The sequence below is a fragment of the Rhodobacter capsulatus genome, from assembly GCF_052363185.1.
GTDB classification, from domain to species: Bacteria; Pseudomonadota; Alphaproteobacteria; order Rhodobacterales; family Rhodobacteraceae; genus Rhodobacter; species Rhodobacter capsulatus_E.
The window spans coordinates 2,743,286-2,765,442 of the sequence record NZ_CP198955.1 but is presented as its reverse complement, the minus strand read 5'-3'; the positions used below and the strand labels follow the sequence as shown (position 1 = coordinate 2,765,442).

14 protein-coding genes and 2 pseudogenes are annotated in these 22,157 nt (G+C 66.0%); 4 read left to right on the top strand and 12 right to left on the bottom strand.

The features are described from left to right. Window positions 1–27: 27 nt before the first annotated feature. From ACTTAG_RS13615 to xdhA, 8 genes and pseudogenes are all read right to left on the bottom strand, one after another. Window positions 28–1,311, bottom strand: a complete 1,284-nt coding sequence (locus tag ACTTAG_RS13615; protein WP_444462775.1) for an NAD(P)/FAD-dependent oxidoreductase — start codon at window positions 1,309–1,311, stop codon at window positions 28–30. A gap of 163 nt (window positions 1,312–1,474) precedes the next feature. Beyond that, on the bottom strand, window positions 1,475–2,557 hold the full coding sequence (locus ACTTAG_RS13610; RefSeq protein WP_444462774.1) for a BMP family ABC transporter substrate-binding protein: 1,083 nt from the start codon (window positions 2,555–2,557) through the stop codon (window positions 1,475–1,477). 39 nt (window positions 2,558–2,596) lie between these two features. Further along, entirely contained in the window at window positions 2,597–3,526 is a 930-nt protein-coding gene (locus ACTTAG_RS13605; protein ID WP_444462773.1) for an ABC transporter permease, read from the bottom strand. Further along, complete coding sequence (locus ACTTAG_RS13600) at window positions 3,523–4,602, bottom strand: ABC transporter permease (RefSeq protein ID WP_444462772.1); 1,080 nt, start codon at window positions 4,600–4,602, stop codon at window positions 3,523–3,525. The genes ACTTAG_RS13605 and ACTTAG_RS13600 overlap by 4 nt, the downstream gene beginning before the upstream one ends. After that, entirely contained in the window at window positions 4,599–6,116 is a 1,518-nt protein-coding gene (locus ACTTAG_RS13595) for an ABC transporter ATP-binding protein (protein WP_444462771.1), read from the bottom strand. The genes ACTTAG_RS13600 and ACTTAG_RS13595 overlap by 4 nt, the downstream gene beginning before the upstream one ends. Further along, window positions 6,113–7,051, bottom strand: coding sequence for a xanthine dehydrogenase accessory protein XdhC (gene xdhC / locus ACTTAG_RS13590; protein WP_444462770.1), 939 nt, complete (start codon window positions 7,049–7,051; stop codon window positions 6,113–6,115). The genes ACTTAG_RS13595 and xdhC overlap by 4 nt, the downstream gene beginning before the upstream one ends. Then, a pseudogene (gene xdhB, locus ACTTAG_RS13585) lies at window positions 7,048–9,385 on the bottom strand (xanthine dehydrogenase molybdopterin binding subunit). The gene xdhC and the pseudogene xdhB overlap by 4 nt, the downstream one beginning before the upstream one ends. Beyond that, the gene (gene xdhA / locus ACTTAG_RS13580) at window positions 9,382–10,770 is read right to left on the bottom strand and encodes a xanthine dehydrogenase small subunit (RefSeq protein ID WP_444462769.1); all 1,389 of its coding nucleotides are present in this window, start codon (window positions 10,768–10,770) and stop codon (window positions 9,382–9,384) included. Before xdhA ends, xdhB begins: the two are co-directional and overlap by 4 nt. A 196-nt stretch (window positions 10,771–10,966) precedes the next feature. On the opposite strand from xdhA, the pseudogene dnaE reads away from it, so the two are divergent. Continuing rightward, window positions 10,967–14,477, top strand: a pseudogene (dnaE, locus tag ACTTAG_RS13575) (DNA polymerase III subunit alpha). Between the two features lie 6 nt (window positions 14,478–14,483). On the opposite strand, the gene ACTTAG_RS13570 reads toward dnaE, so the two are convergent. Beyond that, a complete protein-coding gene (locus tag ACTTAG_RS13570; protein ID WP_444462768.1) occupies window positions 14,484–14,690 on the bottom strand; it encodes a SlyX family protein in 207 nt (68 codons plus the stop codon). A gap of 73 nt (window positions 14,691–14,763) precedes the next feature. Between ACTTAG_RS13570 and hisS the strand changes: the two genes are divergently transcribed. Genes hisS through hisG form a run of 3 tightly spaced genes read left to right on the top strand, consistent with a single transcriptional unit; the run spans window position 14,764 to window position 18,037 of the window. Continuing rightward, window positions 14,764–16,263, top strand: a complete 1,500-nt coding sequence (gene hisS, locus ACTTAG_RS13565; RefSeq protein ID WP_444462767.1) for a histidine--tRNA ligase — start codon at window positions 14,764–14,766, stop codon at window positions 16,261–16,263. Further along, window positions 16,263–17,333, top strand: a complete 1,071-nt coding sequence (locus ACTTAG_RS13560) for an ATP phosphoribosyltransferase regulatory subunit (protein ID WP_444462766.1) — start codon at window positions 16,263–16,265, stop codon at window positions 17,331–17,333. Before hisS ends, ACTTAG_RS13560 begins: the two co-directional genes overlap by 1 nt. Beyond that, complete coding sequence (gene hisG / locus ACTTAG_RS13555) at window positions 17,330–18,037, top strand: ATP phosphoribosyltransferase (protein WP_444462765.1); 708 nt, start codon at window positions 17,330–17,332, stop codon at window positions 18,035–18,037. The genes ACTTAG_RS13560 and hisG overlap by 4 nt, the downstream gene beginning before the upstream one ends. A 79-nt stretch (window positions 18,038–18,116) precedes the next feature. On the opposite strand, the gene ACTTAG_RS13550 is transcribed toward hisG, so the two are convergent. From ACTTAG_RS13550 to mrdA, 3 genes are read right to left on the bottom strand one after another with little or no spacing between them, the layout of a single operon-like run. Further along, complete coding sequence (locus ACTTAG_RS13550) at window positions 18,117–19,055, bottom strand: 2-hydroxyacid dehydrogenase (protein ID WP_444462764.1); 939 nt, start codon at window positions 19,053–19,055, stop codon at window positions 18,117–18,119. Between the two features lie 3 nt (window positions 19,056–19,058). Continuing rightward, window positions 19,059–20,198 (bottom strand): rod shape-determining protein RodA, encoded by a 1,140-nt coding sequence (gene rodA / locus ACTTAG_RS13545; RefSeq protein ID WP_444462763.1) that lies wholly within the window; start codon window positions 20,196–20,198, stop codon window positions 19,059–19,061. Window positions 20,199–20,207: 9 nt separating this feature from the next. Then, entirely contained in the window at window positions 20,208–22,145 is a 1,938-nt protein-coding gene (gene mrdA / locus ACTTAG_RS13540; RefSeq protein WP_444462762.1) for a penicillin-binding protein 2, read from the bottom strand. Window positions 22,146–22,157: the final 12 nt, after the last annotated feature.

Genomic DNA, 22,157 nt, shown 5'->3' with positions numbered 1-22,157 from the left:
CTCCGTGCCAAGGGGAGCGGGGCGCGCTTACCCCTTTTTCACGGCCTTCAGCTTGTCGATGCCCAGAAACTTCATCGCGGCCTTTTCATAGAAGGTCTCGGAAGTGCCGCGGCGCAGCTTGTGCATGAAATAGCGCTCGAACCCTTCCTTGGCCCAATGCACCCAGCGGCCCTGGCTTGACCAGTTCACGTTGCGCGGCGGGATCTGCGGCTGCGCGACAAAGGCGATGCCCTGATCGCCGAAATCGGCCAGACAGACGGCGTTCCAGCTGCCGACCTCGTCGGGGTCGAGCCCGCGCACGACGCGGCCGATGTTGTGGGCGGTGGCGGTGACCATGCTTTCGATCATGAAGCCGGTCTTCGGCACGCCGCAGGGCACCGGCGTCGGCCCGATCGGCGGGATCGCCACGCAGACCCCCACCGCGAAGATGTTCCGGTAGGTCGGGTTCTGCTGGTGCTGATCGACGATGACGAAGCCGCGCGGGTTCACCAGCCCGTCAAGCCCCATCAGCGCCTTGATGCCGCGGAAGGCGGGCAGCATCATCGCATAGCCGAAGGGCAGCTCTTTCTCGGGCTTGGCCGTGCCGTCCTCGTTCACCTCCTCGACCACCATCTTGCCCTTTTCGACGCGTTTGATCCGCGTCGAGGTCATCCATTTGATGTGCTTTTCCCGCAGGTTGCCTTCCAGCAGGCCCTTGGTGTCGCCCACCCCGTCCAGCCCCAGATGGCCGACATAGGGCTCCGAGGTGACGAAGGTCATCGGCACCTTGTCGCGGATCTTGCGCTTGCGCAGCGCGGTATCGAGGATGAAGGTGAATTCGTAAGCCGGGCCGAAGCAGCTGGCGCCTTGCGCCGCGCCGATGATGATCGGGCCGGGGTTTTCGCAAAAGCGTTCGAAGGCCAGACGCGCATCCTCGGCATGGTCGATATGGCAGATCGACTGGGTGTGGCCCTCCGGTCCGAAGCCCTCGATCTCGTCGAAAGCCAGTTCGGGGCCCGTGGCGATCACCAGCTGATCGTAGCTGACCGACTGGCCATTCTCCAGCTCGACCCGGTTTTCGCCCGGATGCAGGCGCTTCGCCGCCACCGGGATGAAGTCGATGTTCTTTCTGGCCATCGTCGGCGCCAGATCGACGGTGATGTCCTTGCGCGACCGCCAGCCCACCGCCACCCAGGGGTTCGAGGGCACGAAGTGATACATCGGGTCCTTGGTGATGACGGTGACCTTGTCCTCCTTGCGCACCTGCTCGCGCAACTCGTATGCCATGATGGCGCCGCCCAAACCGGCCCCCAGAACCACGATATGAGCCATTTGTCCCTCCCCGAACTGGCTGTCGGGCCGAGGCCCGTATATGCACATATGGGAATGTGAATCAGTAACCTGTCAAGCGGGAAGATCGGTCCCGCAGGACGGGCGCAAAAGAAAGGGGCGGACAAGCGTCCGCCCCACAACCTTAGCATGAAACCGGGTCAGGTCACTTGGGCATTTCAGCCGCAATGCCTTCGACGAAGAAGTTCATCCCCGCCAGTTCGCCATCCTCGGGGGTCTTGCCCTCGGCCAGCCAGTCGCTGCCGTCCTGCTTTTTCAACGGGCCGGTGAAGGGGTGATAGGAGCCGTCGCCGATCTTCGCGATCATCGCTTCGGCTTCGGCCTTCACCTCGGCGGGGACGGCCGAGGTGATCTCGCCGATGCCCACCATGCCGGTGCCGATGCCGCCCCAGGTGCCTTCCGAGGCCCAGGTGCCATCCACCAGCGCCTGCGCGCGCTTGATGTAATAGGGCGCCCAGTTGTCGATCGTCGAGGCGACGCGGGGCGCGGGCTTGAAGGCTTCCATGTCCGAGGCCTGCCCGAAGGTGAAGACATTGCCCGCTTCCTGCGCCTTCGCCTGCGGCGCGGTCGAGTCGGTGTGCTGCAGGATGAAATCGCAGCCCTCGGCGATCAGCGCGGCGGCGGCGTCGGCCTCTTTCGCCGGGTCGAACCAGGTGTAGGCCCAGACCACCTTGATCTCGACATCCGGGTTCACCTTCTTGGCGTGGATATAGGCGGCGTTGATGCCCTGAATGACCTCGGGGATCGGGAAGGAGCCGATATAGCCGATCTTGTTGGTCTTCGTCATCCGGCCCGCGATCGTGCCCTGAATGGCGCGGCCTTCGTAGAAGCGCGCGTCATAGGTGGCAAGGTTGTCGGCGCGCTTGTAGCCCGTCGCGTGTTCGAATTTCACGTTCGGGAATTTCGCGGCCACGTTCACCGTGGCATCCATGAAGCCAAACGAGGTGGCGAAGATCAGCTGGTTGCCCTCAAGCGCGAGCTGGGTCAGGGCGCGTTCGGCATCCGGGCCTTCGGGCACGTTCTCGATGAAGGAGGTGACGACCTTGCCGCCCAGCGCCGCCTCCATTTCGCGGCGGGCAACGTCATGCTGATACGACCAGCCCATGTCGCCCACCGGGCCGACATAGATGAAGCCGATCTTCAGCGGATCGGCGGCGGCCACCGGCAGGCCGACGGCGGCAAGCGTCGCGGTGGCGGCGGTGGTTTTCAGGAAGGATCTGCGGTCCATGGGAGCTTCCTTGTTGCGGGCGGATGCCCGGGGTTGGCCTCAGCTCGAGGCGTGGAAAGACCGCCCCAGCGCCGCCGGCGCGGCCGGTGCCCCGTGGCGGTGGGTTGCGGAGAGGATCACCAGCACCAGCACGGTGATCACATAAGGCGCCATCGACAGGAAATGCACCGGGATCGCATAGCCCGCCGCCTGCAGCTGCAGCTGCAGCGCGGAGATGCCGCCGAAAAGATAGGCGCCAATCAGCACGCGCTCGGCCCGCCAGCTGGCGAAGACGACGATGGCCAGCGCAATCCAGCCCGCGCCCGCGGTCATCCCCTCGGTCCATTGCGGCACGCGCACAAGGGACAGATAGGCCCCGCCCAGCCCCGCCAGCGCGCCGCCAAAGACCAGCGCGGCGCAGCGCACGGCGATGACGCGGTAGCCCAGCGCATGGGCGGCATCGTGGTTCTCGCCCACGGCGCGCAGGATCAGCCCCAAGCGCGCATATTTCAGAAACGCCCAGACCCCGGCCACCAGCAGGAGCGAGGCATAGACCATCCAGTCATGACCGAACAGGATCGGGCCGATCACCGGCAGATCGGCCAGCGGTCCGAAGGGCATCTTGCCGGTCGCGGGCGGGCGCACGCCTTCGAAGCCCTTGCCCGCCAGCGCCGAGAGGCCCAACCCGAAGAGCGTCAGCGCAAGGCCGGTGGCGGTCTGGTTCGACAGGAAGACCTGCGTCAGCAGGGCAAAAAGGCTGGCCAGAAGCGCCCCCGCCAGCGCGCCCCCCGCAAAGCCCAGCACCGGGCTGCCGGTGGTGACGGCGGTGGCAAAGCCCGCGACGGCGCCGACGATCATCATCCCCTCGACGCCCAGGTTCAGCACGCCCGCCTTTTCGGCCACAAGCTCGCCCGTCGCCGCCAAGAGAACCGGCGTCGAGGCCGCCATCAGCGCCGCGATCAGGATGACGATATCAATGCCGCCGATCATTTCGAGCCCTTTCCAAGGCGCAGACGGTACTGCGTGAGCAGGTCGAATCCCAAGAGGAAAAACAACAACATGCCCTGAAAGACCTGAATCGCCGCGGTGGGCAGGCCCAGCATCAGCTGCGCCATGTCGCCGCCGATATAGGTCAGCGCCATGAGCAGCCCGGCCAGCAGGATGCCGATCGCATTGAGCCGCCCAAGGAAGGCCACGATGATCGCCGTGAAGCCATAGCCCGCGTTGAAACTGTCGGTGATCTGGCCGTTCGGTCCCGCCACCTCGAACATCCCCGCAAGGCCCGCCAGGGCCCCGGACAGGCCCAGACAGAACATCACGAGTTTCGCCGGAAGCACGCCCGCAAAGCGCGCTGCGCGGGGGGCCTCGCCCGCTACGCGGATGCGGAAGCCCGCGATGTGGCGGCTCATCAGCACATAGGTGGCGATCACCGCGACAAAGGCCGCGACGACCCCCCAATGCATGCCGGTGCCCGCGATCAGTTCGGGGTTATGGGCGGACGGATATTGCTGCAGGTTGCGCGAGCCGGGAAAGCCGTAGCCCTCGGGGTTCTTCAGCGGGCCAAAGGCCGCCCAGGCGAGGAAATTCTGCGCCACATAGACCAGCATTAGCGAGACAAGGATTTCGGACGTGCCGAAAAGCACCTTCAGCACCGCCGGGATCATCCCCCAGATCCAGCCGCCCAGCGCGCCCGCCACCACCATCGCGGGGAAAAGCCAATGGCTTTCCGCGGGAAAGGCCGCCAGCGCGACCGAGGCGCCCGCCAGCGCGCCGATGATATACTGCCCCTCGGCGCCGATGTTCCAGATGCCCGCGCGGAAGCCCACGGCGAGACCCGCCGCGATCAGGATCAGGGGCCCGGCCTTGACCAGCAGCTGGCCGCGGAAATAGGCGGCATTCGGGCCGAAGAGCGGGTCGTAAAAGATCACCTTGATCGCCGCGACCGGGTCCTTGCCCAGAATGGCGAACAGAACCCCGCCCGCGATCATCGTGGCGATGACCGCCAGAACCGGCGTGGTGAAGGACCACAAGCGCGAGGGCGTCGGGCGTTTGATCAGGGTAATCACAGCGCCGCCTCCTGCATGCCATGGGCGCCGCCCAGCATCAGCCCGATCTCTTCCATCGTCAGCCCCTCGGTCGGGCGCGGATCGGACAGCCGCCCCTCGTTCAGCGCGCAGAAGCGATCGGCGATTTCCATAAGCTCGTCAAGGTCTTGGCTGATCACGATCACCGCCGCTCCCTTGGCCGCCAGATCCAGAAGCGATTGCCGGATCGCGGCGGCGGCGGCGGCATCGACGCCCCAGGTGGGCTGGTTCACCACCAGAACCTCGGGCGCTTGCAGCACCTCGCGGCCGATGACGAATTTCTGCAGATTGCCGCCCGAGAGCGCACGCGCCGCCACATGCGGCCCCGGGGTGCGGACGTCGAAGCCCTTGATGATTTCCTCGGCAAAGCGCCGCGCCGCGCCCATGTTCAGAAATCCGTTCCGCGTCAAGGGCCTGCGCACGGTGCCGGTCAGGATCGCGTTTTCCGTCAGGCTCAGGTTCGGCACGGCGGCATGGCCCAGCCGTTCTTCGGGCGCGGCCAGCAGCCCCAGACGGCGGCGGTCGTTCGGGCCAAGGTCGGAAATGTCCTGCCCGTGCAGGCTGACCGTCCCCGCGCCCGAGGGGCGTTCGCCCGAAAGCGTCGCCAGCAATTCCTCCTGCCCGTTGCCCGCGACGCCGCCGATGCCCAGCACCTCGCCCGCGGCCAGGGTGAAGCTGACCTCTTTCAGCGCCGGGCCGAATTGCGTCATCGGCGGCAGGTTCAGCCGGTCAACCTCCAGGATCACCGCGCCGCTTTTCCGCCCGGCCCGGTCGGTCGCGGCAAATTCGCCGCCCACCATCAGCTCGGCCAGCTCGCGCGCCGATTTCTCGCGCGGGATGCAGCTTGCCACCACCTTGCCGCCGCGCAGGATCGTCGCACCGTCGCAGAGGCTGCGGATCTCCTCAAGCTTATGAGAAATATAAAGAATCGCCGTGCCCTCGGCGGCCAGCTTGCGCAGGGTATGAAACAGGATCTCGACCTCTTGCGGCGTCAGCACCGAAGTCGGCTCGTCCATGATCAGAAGCTTCGGGTCCTGCAACAGGCAGCGGATGATCTCGACCCGCTGGCGTTCCCCGGCCGAGAGATCGCCAACGATCCGCGCCGGATCCAGCGGCAGCCCGTAAGCCGTGGAAATCGCGCGTATCCGTTCGGCCAGATCGCGCATTGGCGGCGGGTTTTCCATGCCCAGCGCGACGTTTTCGGCCACGTTCAGCGCCTCGAAGAGCGAGAAATGCTGAAACACCATCGCGACGCCCGCAGCCCGCGCCGCCCGCGGCTCGGCCGGTGTGTAGGGGGCGCCCATGAAGGTCATCCGCCCGGCATCGGGCTTCACCAGCCCGTAGATCATCTTCACCAGCGTCGATTTGCCCGCGCCGTTTTCGCCCAAAAGCGCATGCACCTTGCCCGGCGCAACCTCGAAACCGACGCCGTCGTTCGCCACGACCCCGGGATAGGCCTTGGTCAGGCCCTCGATCTTGAGCAGCGACCCTGTCACCCGGTCTGTCCTTCCGTGTTGACGGTCAGCCCGGCATGGCCGACCCGCTCTCTCAGTAGCGCGGCGGCGACGGAAATCGCAATGGCCTGCGGTTCCTTTCCAAGCGCCGGATCGCCTATCGGGCAGGCAATGCGCGAAATTTGCGCGTGGGCGTGCCCCAGATCGCGCAGGCGGTGCTGAAATCTTGACCATTTGGTCTGCGAGCCGATCAAGCCGCAGGCAGCAAAGCCGTGGCGCAGAATCCGGTGACACAACTCGAGGTCGAGCGCATGGGAATAGGTCAGGATCAGATGGTGTGCTGACCTTGCGGCAAGCGGCACCAGATCGGCGGGATTTTCGGCAATGACGGGGGTGACGCCCGCGGGAATCGCCTGCGGGAATCGGCTTTCGTCGAAATCGGCCCAGCGGATCGCCCAATGCGGCAGCGGCGCAAGCGTGGCCACCAGTGCGCGCCCGACATGACCCGCGCCCCAGATCCAAAGCTCCTGCGCCGGGGGGGCCAGCGGCTCGATCAGCCAGCCATCAATCAGCAGCGGCGGGGCCGCGCCGCTGTTGCGCGCCCGGGCCAGCGCGCGCTGCACCGACAGCGGCATGTCGGTCGCGGTCAGCGGCCGGGCATGAAACGGCCCCTCGATCTGTGCCAGGCTTTCGCCATCCAGTGGTTCGAAGGCCAGCGTCACCGATCCGCCGCAGCATTGGCCCAGCGCCGGACCCAGCGCAAAGCGGCGCAGGGCAGGGGCGCGAAGGCCGCGGGCGATGGTGATCGCCTCGGCCTCCAGCGTGCCGCCGCCGATCGTGCCTTCGGTGCGCTCCGCCCAGACCCGCATCTCGGCGCCGACCTCGCGCGGGGTCGAGCCCTTGGTCTCGACCACCAGCACCCGGACAAAGGGCCCCTTGGCCGCCGCCTGCGCAAGGGCTTGAAGATCAAGGCTCATGCCCGCCCCTCGGCGCGGCGGACGGCGGCCAGAACCGCTTCGGGCGTGGCGGGGGCCTGCAGATCGGGCCAATGCGGACCACAGGCCGCGCAGGCGTCGTTCAGCGCCAGAAAGGCCGAAATGCCCAAAAGGAAGGGCGGTTCGCCCACGGCTTTCGAGCGAAAGATCGTGTCCTCGCGGTTCGGCTGATCCCAGAGCGCGACGTTGAAGATCCGCGGGCGGTCGGAAAAGGCCGGGATCTTGTAGGTCGAGGGCGCATGGGTCATCAGCCGCCCGCGCCCGTCCCAGACCAGTTCCTCGGTCGTGAGCCAGCCCGCGCCCTGCACATAGGCGCCCTCGATCTGGCCGATATCGAGCGCCGGGTTCAGGCTGGCCCCGGCATCGTGCAGGATATCGGCGCGCAGGATGCGGTTTTCGCCGGTCAGCCGGTCAATCACCACCTCGGTGATCGCCGCGCCATAGGCGAAATAGAGGAACGGCCGCCCCTGACCGCGCAGCCGGTCCCAGGACAGCTTGGGCGTCGCGTAAAACCCCGTCGCAGAAAGGGAAATCCGCGCCATATAGGCCGCCGCGACGATCTCGGCAAAGCTCCAGCGCTGGCCCGGTGCCCGCACCTGCCCGGCGTCGAAGATTACCTCGGTCGCGGCGCAGCCCGCGCGTGCGGAGACGAAGTCGGCCAGCCGGCCGCGCAGGGTCTCGCAGGCGTCCTTCACCGCCATGCCGTTCATGTCGGCCCCCGAAGAGGCCGCCGTGGCCGAGGTATTGGGCACTTTCGACGTGTCCGTCGCGGTGATCCGCACCTGCGCCGGATCAATCCCCAGAACCGCCGCCGCGACCTGCACCATCTTCGCATGCAGCCCCTGACCCATCTCGGTGCCGCCGTGGTTGAGCGCCACCGAGCCATCGGTATAGATCTGCACCAGCGCGCCCGCCTGATTGAGATGGGTCAGCGTGAAGGAAATCCCGAACTTCACCGGCGAAAGCGCAATCCCACGCGCCAAGGTTCGATTTGTGCTATTCCAATCGGCAATTTCGGCCTTCCGCGCGGCAAAATTCGCAGATTTCTGCAAGCGTGCGACCAGCTCGGGCAGCACGCAGTCTTCCACCTCCTGGGCCATAATGCGTCGTCTGCTTTTTCTTGGTCCCAATACGCTCGGGGGGGGGCGGGGGGGCAGAGGGCCCCCCCCCCGTCTCCGGCGGATCATAGAAATTCAACGCCCGCAACTCGGCCGGATCCCGGCCCATGACCCGCGCCAGATGCTCGATCGCGCGTTCCATCCCCAGCAGCCCCTGCGGGCCGCCGAAACCGCGAAAGGCGGTGTTCGACTGCGTGTTCGTGCGCAGACGATGGCTCTCGATGCGCAGGGCGGGGACGAAATAGCTGCCATCGGCATGCAACATGGCGCGGTCGCAGACTGGCAGGCTCAGATCCGCCGACCAGCCGCAACGCGCCAGATGCACGAAATCGGCGCCGACAAGTTTGCCCGAAGCATCGGCGCCGATCCGGTAGCGGATGCGGAAATCATGCCGCTTGCCGGTGATCACCATGTCGTCGTCGCGGTCGTAGCGCATCTTGCAGGGCCGCCCGGTCGCCAGCGCCGCCACGGCGCAGGCAATCGCCAGATGATTGCCCTGACTTTCCTTGCCGCCAAAGCCCCCGCCCATCCGCCGCATCTCGACCCGGACATCGTGAAAGGCCAGCCCCAAAGCATGGGCGACCTTGTGCTGGATCTCAGACGGATGCTGGCTGGAACAGTGGATGACCACACCGCCCTCGGCGGGCAGCGCCAGTGCCGCCTGTCCCTCAAGGTAGAAATGCTCCTGCCCGCCGATCTCGAACGTGCCTTCGGCCAGATGCGCCGCCCCCGAAAGCGCGGTTTCGACATCGCCGCGCGCCCAGATCACCGGCCCGCCCTCGAACCGGCTGTTCGCGGCAAGCGCCTGATCAAGCGTCAGAATCGCCGGGCGCGGCGCATAGGTGATGCGCGCCTTGCGCGCCGCGATCCGTGCCGCACGATGGCTGGTGGCGGCGACCAGAAAGATCGGCTGGCCGATGCAATGCACCTCGCCCGAGGCCAGAACCGGCTCGGGGCTCGGCGCGGGCGAGGCGTCGTTGTCGTGCGGCAGGTCCGCCGCGGTGAAAACGGCCACCACCCCGGGGCTGCGCCGCACCGGGTCCAGATCCAGCGCGGTGATCTCGGCCGAAGCTTCGCTCGACAGGCCGAAGGCCAGATGCAGCGTGGTCGCGGGGCAGGGCAGGTCATCAAGATAGCGCGCCTGCCCGGTCACATGCGCGCGCGCCGAGTCATGCGGCAGCGGTTTGCCGACGCTCATGGCATCACCTCCAGCACCGAAACGGGCAGACCGGAAAGCTCGCGGACATAGCGCAGGGCCATGGCTTGCGCCGCGTTCATCCGATAGATGGCCGAGGCGCGCATGTCGGACAGCGGCGTGAAATCCCGCTCCAGCAGCGGCAGCGCGGCGGCGATGGTGTCTTCGGTGAAATCCCGCCCGATCAGGGCCGCCTCGAAGGCCGAGGCGCGCTTCGGAATGCCCGCCATGCCGCCATAGGCCACGCGGGCAGTTTCAATTTTCGAACCTTTCAGGGTCAGATTGAAGCATCCACACACTGCAGAAATGTCCTGATCGAACCTTTTCGACAGTTTGTAGCAGCGCAGCCCCGGCGCCGATTTCGGCAAGGTGAAGCTTTCGACGAATTCGCCCGGACGCCGGTCCTGCTTGCGATAGTCCAGAAAGAAATCCTCCAGCGGCATCGTGCGGCGCTCGTTTCCGCGGCGCAGGGTCAGGCTTGCCCCCATCGCGATCAGCGCCGGAGGCCCGTCGCCGATGGGCGAGCCGTTCGCGATATTGCCGCCGATCGTCGCCACCTGCCGCACCTGTTCCGACGCAAAGCGGCGCAACAGTCCGGCCAGCGCCGGATGCGGTCCCTCGGCCCAGCGGCGCAGGGCGGCAATGGTGACACCCGCGCCGATCTCGACCCCGTCGGCGGTGTCGCGGATCTGCGCCAGGTCCTTGCAATGGCTTATAAAAGCGACCTCGGACAGGTCGCGGAGCGCCTTCGTCACCCAAAGGCTGACATCGGTGCCGCCCGCGATCAGCGTGGCCTCGGGATGGGCGAGAACCCATTCGGCCAGCGCTTCGGTGGTTTCGGGCAGAAAGGCGGGGGCTGTCTGCCCCCGCACCCCCGAGGATATTTCCGCCAAGGTGAAAGAGGCATCGGCTTGCAGCCAGTCGGCGGGCGGTTCCGTTGCGGCGGCTTCGGCGGCGCGCAGGATCGGGGCGTAGCCGGTGCAGCGGCAGAGATTGCCCGCCAGAAGGTCGTCGTAATCCTTGCGGCCCTGGCCATGGGCGGCGGCCATCGACACGATGAAACCGGGGGTGCAAAAGCCGCATTGGCTGCCGTGATGGTCGATCATCGCCTGTTGCACCGGGTGCAGGCGGCCATCGGGCGCCGCGATCCCCTCGATCGTGCGCAGCGCCTTGCCCGCGATCTGCGGCAGCATCGTCAGGCAGGCATTGACCGCCCGGCTGCCTGCCGCGTCACTCACCATCACCGTGCAGGCGCCGCAATCGCCCTCGTTGCAGCCCTCCTTCGTGCCGGTCAGACCTTCGGCGCGCAGCCAATCAAGCAGGCTTTGCGTGGGGTCATCCACCCGCAAATGCTGGGTTTCTCCATTGAGAAGAAACGCAATTTCCATGACATGTTCCGCCGCGATACCGGTTTCCGGCTTCCCCCGCCCGATGCGGCGTAGAGCGGGGGGCTCTCCCTTGGGTCAGCTTTGCGCAAGGGGCGTGTTCTGGCAAGGATTTCGGGGCGCGGGTCGCTTGAAATGCACCGTCTGGTCAAGAATTGGGCGACTTGCCCCGCCGACTTGCGGCCCGTAGTCTGCCGCAATGAGTGATCCCCGATTCATCCATCTGCGCGTGCACACCGAATATTCGCTGCTTGAGGGCGCGGTTCCGGTGAAGAAGCTGATCAAGCTGTGCGACGCGATGAACATGCCCGCCGTCGCCGTGACCGACACCAATGCGATGTTCGCGGCGCTGGAATTTTCCGTTCTGGCGCAAGGGGCTGGGCTGCAGCCGATCGTCGGCTGTCAGGTCTCGGTCACCTATGAGGTGGCGGCGCCCGGCGAAAGGCCGCGCCTGCCCGCGCCCGTCGTTTTGCTGGCGCAGAACGAGGCGGGCTACATGAATCTGATGAAGCTCTCCTCCTGTCTTTATGTCGACAAGGGCGGGCAGTTGCCGCAGGTGACGCTTGAGGACCTTGAGCGCTATGCCGAGGGGCTGATCTGCCTCTCGGGCGGGGCCGAGGGGCCGGTGGGCAAGCTTTTGCAACACGGGCAGGCGGGCAAGGCGCGGCTGTTGATGGAGCGGCTGGCGGCCTGTTACCCGACCCGGCTTTATGTCGAGCTGCAGCGCCATCCGGGCGAGGGCGGGCAGCTGACCGAGGGCGAGCGGATGACCGAGCGGCCCTTTGTCGAAATGGCCTATGATCTGGGCCTGCCGTTGGTGGCCACGAATGACGTCTACTTTCCAAAATCGAACATGTACGAGGCGCATGACGCGATGATCTGCATCGCCGAGGGCGCCTATGTCGATCAGATCGAGCCGCGCCGCCGCCTGACGCCGCAGCATTATCTGAAGACCGAGGCAGAGATGGCGGCGCTGTTTGCCGATCTGCCGGAGGCGCTTGAAAACACGGTTGAAATCGCCAGACGCTGCGCCTTTGCCGCGTTCAAGCGCAAGCCGATCCTGCCGCGTTTCGCCGATGACGAGGTGGAGGAATTGCGCCGTCAGGCCTGGGAGGGGCTGCGCGCCAGGCTGGCCGTGATCCCCCATGCGGTGCCGGTGGCGGACTACGAAGAAAGATTGAAATTCGAACTTTCCATCATCGAGCAGATGGGCTTTCCCGGCTACTTCCTGATCGTGGCCGACTTCATCAAATGGGGCAAGTCGCAGGGGATTCCGGTCGGTCCGGGGCGGGGCTCGGGGGGCCGGTTCGCTGGTTGCCTATGCGCTGACGATCACCGACCTTGATCCGTTGCGCTACAGCTTGCTGTTCGAACGGTTTCTGAACCCCGAGCGGGTCTCGATGCCCGACTTCGACATCGACTTCTGCATGGATCGCCGCGAAGAGGTGATCAAATATGTGCAGGGCAAATATGGTCGCGACAAGGTGGGGCAGATCATCACCTTCGGCGCGCTTTTGTCCAAGGCCGCGGTGCGCGACGTTGGCCGGGTCTTGCAGATGTCTTACGGACATGTCGACAAATTGTCGAAAATGATCCCGGTCGAGGGGGTGAAGCCGGTCTCGATCGAAAAGGCGCTGGCGGACGAGCCGCGCTTGCGCGAGGCGGCAAAGTCTGAAGAGGTGGTGGCGCGGCTGCTGAATTACGCCCAGGCGATCGAGGGGCTGTTGCGCAATGCCTCGACCCATGCCGCCGGTGTGGTCATCGGCGACCGGCCGCTTGATGCGCTGGTGCCGCTTTATCAGGACCCCCGGTCCGACATGCCCGCGACCCAGTTCAACATGAAATGGGTCGAACAGGCGGGGCTGGTGAAGTTCGACTTTCTGGGTCTGAAGACGCTGACGGTGATTCAGAACGCGGTCAACCTGATCCTGAAATCCGGCCGTCCGCTGCATGTAAACCCCGCTGGTGAAACGCTTTATACCCCCGCCGAGGGGGCCGCGAACGAGATCAACCTGATCCCGATCGACGATGCCAAGACCTACGAGCTTTACGCGGCGGCGAAGACGGTCGCGGTGTTCCAAGTCGAATCCACCGGCATGATGGATGCGCTGCGGCGGATGAAACCGACCTGCATCGAGGATATCGTGGCGCTTGTGGCGCTTTATCGCCCCGGCCCGATGGAGAATATCCCGACCTATTGCGAGGTGAAACACGGGCTGCGGCCGCTCGAATCGCTGCATCCGACCATCGACCCGATCCTGAAGGAAACGCAGGGCATCATCGTCTATCAGGAACAGGTGATGCAGATCGCGCAGGTCATGGCGGGCTACAGCCTTGGCGGCGCCGATCTTTTGCGCCGGGCGATGGGGAAGAAGATCGCCGAGGAAATGGCGAAGGAGCGCCCGAAATTCATCGAGGGCGCCAAGGCCACGCACAACATCGACGCGAAAAAGGCGGGCGAAGTCTTTGACCTGCTGGAGAAATTCGCGAACTACGGGTTCAACAAATCGCACGCGGCCGCCTATGCGATTGTCAGCTACCAGACCGCCTGGCTGAAGGCGAACCACCCCGTCGAATTCATGGCCGGGGTGATGAACTGCGATATCCATCTGACCGACAAGCTGGCGATCTACACCGCCGAGGCGCGGCGGGGCTTGGGGATCGAGGTGGTACCGCCTTGTGTGAACCGCTCGCTTGCGACCTTTGACGTGGTCGATCAGAAGCTGATCTATGCGCTCGGCGCTTTGAAGAATGTCGGGGTCGAGGCCATGCGGCTGATCGAAAAAGCCCGCGAGGACAAGCCCTTCCGCGATCTGGTCGAGTTCGCGCGGCGCTGTGATCTCAAGCGGATCGGCAAGCGGCCGCTGGAGATGCTGGCGCGGGCGGGGGCCTTTGACAAGCTTGATCCGAACCGCAAACGGGTGTTCGAAAGCCTCGAATCGCTGATGGCCTGGTCGGCGGCGGTGGCCGAGGCGAAAGCCTCGGCGCAGGTGTCGCTTTTTGGCGATGCGGGCGACGATCTGCCGCCGCCGCGGCTGGCCGATACCGACGACTGGCTGCCGGGCGAACGTCTGGCCGAGGAGCACAAGGCCATCGGCTTTTATCTTTCGGGCCATCCGCTCGATGACTATCTACCTGCTTTGAAACGGAAAAAGGTGCTGACCTTGGCCGATGTCACCGCCAAGGCGCTGGGGCAGGGGCCCTTCATCGGCAAGATCGCCGGGCAGGTGGCGGCACGGTCCGAACGCAAATCGGCCAAGGGCAACCGCTTTGCCTTCGTGTCGCTTTCCGACCCCACCGGGCCTTACGAGGTCACGGTCTTTTCCGACACGCTCGAAGCCTGCCGCGCGCATCTGGAGCCCGGGCAGGCGGTGGTGCTGACGGTCAAGGTCGATGTCGAGGGCGAGACGGTGAAGATGCTGTGCCAGACCGCGGCGCCGATCGACACAGTGGCGAGCGACGCCGGGGCCGGATCGGGGCTGCTGATCCACCTTGAAACGCCCGAGGCGGTTTCGGCCGTGGCTGCACTTTTCGAACGTATTGCGGCCGAAGGACGGGTGAAATCGCGCGGACAAGTGACCTTTTCCGTCTTCGACCCGGAAAAGCGCCGTCGCTACCAGATTACCGCCGGGCGCGAATTGCCGGTGAACCCGCAGGTCAAGGGCGCGCTGCGCAGCCTGCGCGGCGTGGTGCTGGTGGAGGAAATCTGAGCCCGCTTACCAATGCGGCGGCTTTTGATCTGCCAGCGGGATCGCCCCGCCTGCGGCAAATTCGCGTTCGGCCTCGCGCTCCATCAACAGCCCCAGAAGCCGCGACATCCGTTCGATCTCGCGGCCTTGCGCCGCCAGAACGTCGCTGAGTTCGTCCACGGTCTTGCGCAGATGCGCCAGTTCTTCCTCGGCGCGCTCGATCCTGTCGCTCATTTGCCCTCTCGTGCTTGCCGGGGTGGCCCCCATCCGCTACACCCTCGCCCGAGAAACGATCGGGTGCAAGACCATGTCCAGCGAGAAGAAACCGCGCCGTCCGAAGGCCGAGACGCCCAAGGGGTTCCGCGACTATTTCGGCGCCGAGGTGACCGAGAGGGCCGCGATGCTGTCGACCATCGCCGAGGTCTACCGCGCGCATGGGTTCGATCCGCTGGAAACCTCGGCCGTCGAAACGGTCGAGGCGCTGGGAAAGTTCCTGCCCGATGTCGACCGCCCGAACGAGGGCGTCTTTGCCTGGCAGGACGAGGGCGGCGATTGGCTGGCCTTGCGCTATGACATGACGGCGCCGCTCGCCCGCGTTGCCGCGCAGTTCCGCAATGACCTGCCCAGCCCCTATCGGCGCTACACGATGGGCCCGGTCTGGCGCAATGAAAAACCCGGTCCGGGGAGGTTTCGTCAATTCTATCAATGCGATGCGGATACGGTTGGGGCGGCCTCGGTCGCCGCGGATGCCGAGATTTGCGGCATGCTCTCGGACGCTTTGGAAGCGGTCGGCATTCCGCGCGGCGATTATGTGGTGCGGGTCAATAACCGCAAGGTACTGAACGGCGTGATGGAAGTGGCCGGGGTTCTGGACCCTTCCGACCCCGACCGCTTTGCCGAGGAACGCGGCATCGTGCTGCGCGCGATCGACAAATTCGACAAGTTCGGCGAGGCGGGCGTGCGCGCGCTGATGGGCAAGGGGCGGCTCGACGAGTCGGGCGACTTTACCAAGGGCGCGGGGCTTTCGCACGCGCAGGCCGATGTGGTGATGGGCTTCATGGAGGCCAAGCGCGACACCGGCGCCGCCACGGCCGCGCGTCTACGCGAGCTGGTTTCGGGCTCTGCGCTTGGCGCGGCGGGCGTTGACGAGCTTGAATTCATTGCGCAAATTCTGGACGGTCAAGGCTATGGCCCGGATCGGATCGTGATCGACCCCTCGGTCGTGCGCGGCCTTGGCTATTACACCGGCCCGGTGTTCGAGGCTGAACTGACCTTTGAAATCCTGGACGAGAAGGGGCGCAAGCGGTCCTTTGGCTCGGTCGCGGGGGGCGGGCGTTACGACGATCTGGTGAAGCGCTTCACCGGGCAGGAAGTGCCCGCGACCGGCGTCTCGATCGGCGTCGACCGGCTGCTGGCGGCGCTGCGGGCAAAGGGCCGGATCGGCGGCACCGCGCAGGGTCCGGTCGTCGTCACCGTGATGGACCGCGACCGGATGGGCGATTATCTCGCCATGGCCGCGACGCTGCGCCGGGCGGGGATCCGGGCCGAGGTCTATCTGGGCAACCCGAAGAACTTCGGCAACCAGCTCAAATATGCCGACAAGCGCGAAAGCCCGGTGGCGATCATTCAAGGCGCCGACGAAGCAGCACGTGGTGTCGTGCAGATCAAGGACCTGATCCTGGGCGCGAAGATCGCGGCTTCCGCCAGTGTTGAGGAATGGAAAGCGCAACCGGCGCAATTCGAGGTTCCGACCGGGGAAATGGTTGCAAAAGTGCAAGAGGTCCTTGCGCGCTACGGGGTGAAGTGATGGCATCCAAGGCCGAGGCGCGATCCATCGGGCAGCGGCTTCTGGCCGCTTTCGAAGCAGCCGGGGCGGTGGAGGTCACCCCCGACATCCTGCAACCGGCCGAGGCGCTGCTTGATCTTTACGGCGAGGATATCCGCGCCCGCGCCTATGTCACCGCCGATCCGCTGCGCGGCGAGATGATGCTGCGTCCGGACTTCACCGTGCCCGTGGTGCAGGCCCACATGGCCGAGGGGGCGGAACCCGCCCGTTACGCCTATATGGGCGAGGTGTTCCGCAAGCAGGATCATCGCGGCAGCGCCCGCGTGGCCGAATATTTTCAGGCGGGCTACGAAATCTTCGACCGCGAAGACCCCGAGGCCGCCGATGCCGAGGTCTTCGCGCTTTTCGCCAAGCTTCTGAAACCGCTCGACCTCTCCGCGACCATCGGGGATATCGGTGTGCTGCGCGCCGCGGTCGAGGGGCTTGATACCCTGCCCGCGCGCAAGGCGGCGCTCGCTCGGCACATCTGGCGCCCGAAGCGCTTTCATCGGCTGATGGAGCGTTATGCGGGGCTTTCGCCGGTGCCCGAAAGCCGCGCGGCGCTGCTGGCGGGCGCGACCTCTGACGCCCCCTGGATTGGCCTGCGCGCGCCCGACGAAATGACCGCCCGCATCGCCGTGCTACGGGCCGATGCCGAAACCGCGCCGATTGCCGCCGAGGACGTGGCCCGGCTCGATGCGCTGTTCGCGCTGCGCTGCACCGCCGACCGGGCGCCTGCGCAGTTGTCAGACCTTGGCATCGCCGCGCTTGCCCCGGCGATTGCCAAACTCGAACGGCGGCTGGCGGCGCTGGATGCCCGCGGCATCGACCTGACCGCGCTTGCCTTCGAGGCCAGCCACGGCCGCGCCACGATGGAATATTACGACGGCTTCGTCTTCAGCTTCGAGACCGCCGATCCGGGCTTTCCGCCCATCGCCTCGGGCGGACGCTACGACGCGTTGACCCGGGTTCTGGGCGGCGGGCGCGCGATCCCGGCCGTGGGCGGCGTGATCCGCCCGGGCCTTGTCGCCGATCTGGGGGGGCTCGCATGAGCGCGATCAAACTGGGCGTGCCCTCCAAGGGGCGGCTGATGGAGCAATGCTTCGACTGGTTCGCCGCGCGCGGCCTCACCCTGAAACGCACGGGCTCGGACCGTGAATATGCGGGCGCGGTCGAAGGCGCGGAAGCCATTGAACTTGTTCTGCTTTCGGCTGGCGAAATCCCGCGCGAGCTGGCCGCGGGGCGGATCCATCTGGGCGTCACCGGCTCGGATCTTGTGCGCGAGAAACTGGCCGATTGGGAAACCCAGGTCGCCGATCTGGCGCCGATGGGCTTTGGCCATGCCGATCTGATCATCGCCGTGCCCGCCTGTTGGGCCGATGTCGACACGCTTGAAGACCTCGATGCCGCGGCCCATGCTTTCCGCGCCGCGCATGGCCACCGGCTGCGGATCGCGACGAAATATCATCGGCTGCTGCGCGAATTTCTGGCGTGCGAAGGCGTGGCCGACTGGCAATCGGTCGACAGTCAGGGCGCGACCGAGGGCACGGTGAAGAACCTCACCGCCGAGGCCGTGGCCGATATCACCTCCTCGGGCGAGACGCTGCGCGCCAATCACCTGAAGATCCTGTCCGACGGGCTCATTCACCAAAGCCAGGCCACGCTGTTTGCGGCGCGTGCGGCCGATTGGACCGGGCTTGAAACCCCCTTCGCCGCGCTTTGCGCGCAGCTTGGGGTGGATGCGGCGAAACTCTGATCCCGTCCCGGCTTTCACCTTGGTCCAAATATCCCGGGGGGTGAGGCCGCAGGCCGAGGGGGGCAGCGCCCCCCGTCCCTCAGTAACCGCGGGCGCGATCGACCAGATGCAACGGCACCTCGCCCGCCTCGAAACGGCGGATGTTTTCCGCAATCACCCGCGCGGCCGAGGCGGGGCGGGTCTCCGCCGCGATATGCGGGGTGACGGTGACCTTCGGATGCGCCCAATAGGGATGCTCGGGCGGCAGCGGCTCCACCCGGAACACATCGAGCGTGGCATGGCCGATCTGCCCGGTCTCCAGCGCCGCCAGAAGCGCCGCATCGTCAATCAGATTGCCGCGGCCGGGGTTCAGGATCGCCGCGCCGCGGGGCAGCAGCGCCAGCGTTGTCGCGTTCAGAAGATCGGTCGTCTCGGGCGTGTTCGGCAGCACGGTGACGAGTATCTCGGCGCGTGACAGCGCCTCGCGCAGACCCTCCGCCCCCGCAAGGCAGGTGATCCCGGGCAGGGATTTTGGCGTCCGGCTCCAGCCCGTTACCTTGAAGCCAAGCGCCGCAAGCGTCGTCGCACAGGCGCCACCCAAAGCGCCAAGGCCCAGCAACACGACCGAGCGATCTTGCGCAAGCGGCGGCACATGGCCCGCCTGCCGCCAGATACCGTCTTGATGCGACAGGAAAAAGTCGATGTTCAGATGGGCGCGCAGCACATGGCCCGTGACCCATTCGACCATCCCCCGTTCCAGCCCCTGATCGACCATCCGGCACAGAGGCTGCGTCAGAGTGGCATTGCCCACCACCCGTTCCACCCCGGCCCAAAGGCTCAGCACCGCTTTCGTGCGGGTGTAGGGGGTGAAATCCTGCACCGGGCCGCGCGGGCTGTAGACGATGTAATCGACCAAAGCCGGATCAACGGGTGGCAGCACGAGGCGCGCGGCGATGCCCGCTTCGGCAAAGGCGGCGGTCAGCGCCGCTTCGTAGGCGGGCCAGTTTTCGATCCGGTCGGCGAAAAGGACGGTCAGCATGATTTACCTCGGTCGGTGGACATGGGCGCTTTGGACAAGGCCGAAGGCGGCCAGCAGGATCATCATCGCCGTGCCGCCATAGCTGACCATCGGCAGCGGCACCCCCACCACCGGCATCAGCCCCATCACCATTCCCATGTTGATGGCGAAGAAGAAGAAGAACGTCCCCGCCACCCCCAGCGAGACGAGCGAGGCATAACGGTCCTTGGTCGACAGCGCCGTATAGGTCGCGAAGCCGATGATGCCGACATAAAGCGTCAGAAGGCCAAAGGCGCCGATGAAGCCGAATTCCTCGGCCAGCGTGGTGAAGATGAAGTCGGTGTGTTTTTCCGGCAGGAAGTTCAGATGGCTTTGCGTGCCCTGCATGAAACCGCGCCCCGACCAGCCGCCCGATCCCAGCGCGATTTGCGCCTGCATGATGTTGTAGCCCGCGCCCAAAGGATCGGCCGAGGGGTCCAGGAAGGTGTCGATGCGCTTGAACTGATAGTCATGCAGCAGCTGCCACGAGGTGCCGCGGCTTTCCATCACTGCCGCCACCAGCCCCACGACCAGCGCAATGATGGTGCCGAAATACCAAAGGCTGACGCCGGCCGCGAACATCACGAAGCCGCCGCCCAAGGTCAGCATCACCGCCGTGCCAAGGTCGGGCTGGGTCAGCACCAGAAAGGTCGGCATCAGGATCAGCGCCACCGGCAGCGCCACCCAGATCGGGCTCGAGACCTTTTCGGCGGGCAGCCAGTCGTAATAGGCCGCCAAAAGCATCACCAGACCGATCTTCATGATTTCCGAGGGTTGCAGCCGCAAAGGCCCAAGATCAAGCCAGCGCTGCGCCCCCATCCCGATATCGCCGACGAATTCCACCGCCAGAAGCAGCAACAGCGCGATCGTGTAGATCACCCCCGAGACATTGCGCCAGAACCAGATCGGCGTCAGCCCGACCGCGATCATCGCCACCAGCCCGACGCCAAAGCGCTTCATCTGCGGCTCGGCCCAGGTTTCAAGGTTCCCCCCGGCGACGGAATAGAGCATCAGAAAGCCGGTGCCCGCCACCGCGGTCAAAAGGAAGATCAGCGGCCAGTTCAGGAACAGGATCTTCGTCGGCCCGGAAGGGATCGTCTTGAGGTTGTTTTCAAGATAGCTCATCGCGCCCCCTCAGGCCCGGCCACGGGTCGGCGCGGCGAAACGCGCCGGGTCGATCAGGTCAAGCCCCTCGAACCGGGCCTTCACCGTCTCGCGCTGTGCGGCCGGATAGGCGGCCAGCGGCGGCAGCCCGCCCGCCAGCGCAAACAGCAAGATATCACGCGCGATCGGCGCCGCCGCGGCCGAGCCGCCGCCGCCATGTTCGACAATCAGCGCCACGGCAACTTTCGGATCGCCGACCGGGGCGAAACAGACGAACAGCGCATGGTCGCGCTGCTCCCAGGGCACGGCCTTGTTGTTGACCACGGCCGAGCGCACCTGCGAGGTGCCGGTCTTGCCCGCCATCAGCCACTCCTCGGCCACGACTTTCGATCCGCCCGCCGTGCCATGCGATCCGTTCACCACCGCCCACATGCCACGCCGCGCCACCGCCAGATGCGCCGGGTCGATGTCGAGCGGCGGCGCCTCGGGGGCGGGGACCTCGACCCCGTCGCGCGCCCGCACCAGCCGCGGCACCACCGCCCGCCCCGAAGCGACGCGCGACACCATCACCGCAAGCTGCAGGGGCGAGGCCAGCACATAGCCCTGACCGATCGAGGCGTTGATCGTGTCGCCGATCTGCCAGCCCTTGCCGTGCCGCTTCTGTTTCCAGTCCTTCGTCGGCGCATTGCCCTCGGCCACCGCCGACATCGGCAGGTCGTGCTTGACGCCGATGCCCAGCCGCTTCGCCATCGCCGAGATCGCCTCGATGCCGACGCGCTGCGAGACGTCATAATAATAGGTGTCGCAGCTTTGTTCGAGGCTGTAGACCGCATTCACCCGGCCATGGCCCGAGTGTTTCCAGCAGCCAAAGCGGCGCCCGCCCACGGTCATGTAGCCGGGGCAATAGACCGTCTCCTCGGGGCTGACGACCCCGGCTTCCAGCGCGGCGAGCAGCGTCACCATCTTGAAGGTGGAGCCCGGCGGGTAAAGCCCCTGCACCGTCTTGTCCGCCAGCGGCCGGTGGTCGTTTTCCATCAGCGCGGTGTAATCCGCCCCGGAAATGCCGCGCACGAACAGGTTCGGGTCAAAGGACGGCGCCGAGGCGATGGCCAGGATGTCGCCATTCGTCACATCCATCACCACCGCGGCGGCACTTTCCCCGGCAAGCCGCTGCAGCGCGAAATTCTGCAACCGCGCATCCAGCGTCAGCTGCAGCGCCACGCCCGGGTCGCCCTCGCGGCGGCTGAGTTCGCGCATCTCGCGCCCGGCCGAATTCACCTCGACCCGCCGCTGCCCGGCCTTGCCGCGCAGCTCGTCCTCAAGCTTCGCCTCGATCCCCGACTTGCCAAGCTGGAAGCGCGGAATGCGCAACAGCGGATCGGGATTTTCCAGCTTCGACAGGTCATAATCCGACACCGGCCCGACATAGCCCAGCACATGGGCGAAATCGGGGCCATGCGGGTAATGCCGCGACAGCCCGACCTCGGGCGTCACGCCGGGCAGGGCAGGGGTGTTGATCGAGACGGAACAGAATTCTTCCCAGCTCAGCCGGTCGGCAACCGTGATTGGCGCATTCGGCGGGCGACGCTTGATTTCCGCCAGCAATTCCGCGGCTTCCGTGTCGCTCATCGGGATCAGGCGGCGCAGCGCGGCCAGTTCGGCGGGCACATCCTCGGCATCCTCGCGCGTCATCGTCACGCGGTAATTCTGTTCGTTGCCCGCCAGAAGCAGGCCGTTGCGGTCATAGATCAGCCCGCGCGCCGGCGGAATGAGCCGGATCTTGATCGAATTGCCATCCGCCAGCATGCGGAATTCATCGGCCCGTTCCAACTGCATGTGCCGCATCCGCAGCCCCAGCGCCGCCACCACCGCCATCTGCGCGCCGCCCAGCATCAGCGCGCGGCGGGTGATCGTGGTGCGGCTGGCCTGGGCCGTGGCCGGATTGCGTCGTCTGAGCCCCTTCAGCATCTTAGCGTTCTC